At 66.9% G+C, this 768-nt stretch carries 2 pseudogenes; one reads left to right on the plus strand and one right to left on the minus strand.

Going from position 1 to position 768, the window contains the following annotated elements:
• Positions 1–335: pseudogene (locus A5740_RS23730) on the minus strand (ATP-dependent DNA ligase); the annotation flags it as partial.
• A 43-nt stretch (positions 336–378) separates the two neighbouring features.
• Between A5740_RS23730 and ligC the strand changes: the two are divergent.
• A pseudogene (ligC, locus tag A5740_RS23735) lies at positions 379–768 on the plus strand (ATP-dependent DNA ligase); the annotation flags it as partial.

Genomic DNA, 768 nt, shown 5'->3' on the forward strand with positions numbered 1-768 from the left:
CGGCTGGCCGCCGGATGGACGCGTTGCGACAGCGACTCCCAGTCCAACCGGATCCGGCCGTCGACCTCACGCGGCACCACCACTTCCCCGTCGAGCACGCACCGGCCGGCGAGCTCGTCACGCAACACGTCGAGCAGTTCGGGAAAATAGCGGCCGAGCTCTTTGCCGTTGCGTGACTGCAGCACCACCTCGTCGCCGTCACGGAACACCAGTGCCCGGAATCCGTCCCATTTCGGTTCGTAGGACCACACCCCAGCCTCGTCCGGCACTTTCACCTGCGCCTTGGCAAGCATCGGTTCGATGGGCGGCTGCACGGGCAAGTCCACGGGTTCCATACTCGGGTAGACCACCGCTGCGGGGCAATGTCATCGTGGGCAGATGGAGCTGCCCGTGATGCCACCGGTCTCGCCGATGCTGTCGAAACCTGTGCGTGAGATCCCGCCGGGCATGTCCTATGAGCCGAAATGGGACGGCTTCCGCACCATCTGCTTTCGTGACGGCGACGAAGTCGAATTCGGCAGCCGCAACGAACGCCCGATGACCCGGTACTTCCCCGAACTGGTGGCAGCGGCTCGCGCCGAACTACCGCAGCGATGCGTCGTCGACGGGGAGATCGTGATCGCGACCGGCACGGGCCTGGACTTCGAGGCACTGCAACTGCGCCTGCACCCGGCGGCCAGCCGGGTGAAGCTGCTCGCCGAGCAGACCCCGGCGCACTTCATCGGCTTCGACGCCCTGGCCACGGGCGACCGGTCGCTGCTGGGCGAG

Origin of the sequence: Mycobacterium sp. GA-1841 (assembly GCF_001954135.1) — a bacterium.
GTDB lineage: Bacteria > Actinomycetota > Actinomycetes > Mycobacteriales > Mycobacteriaceae > Mycobacterium.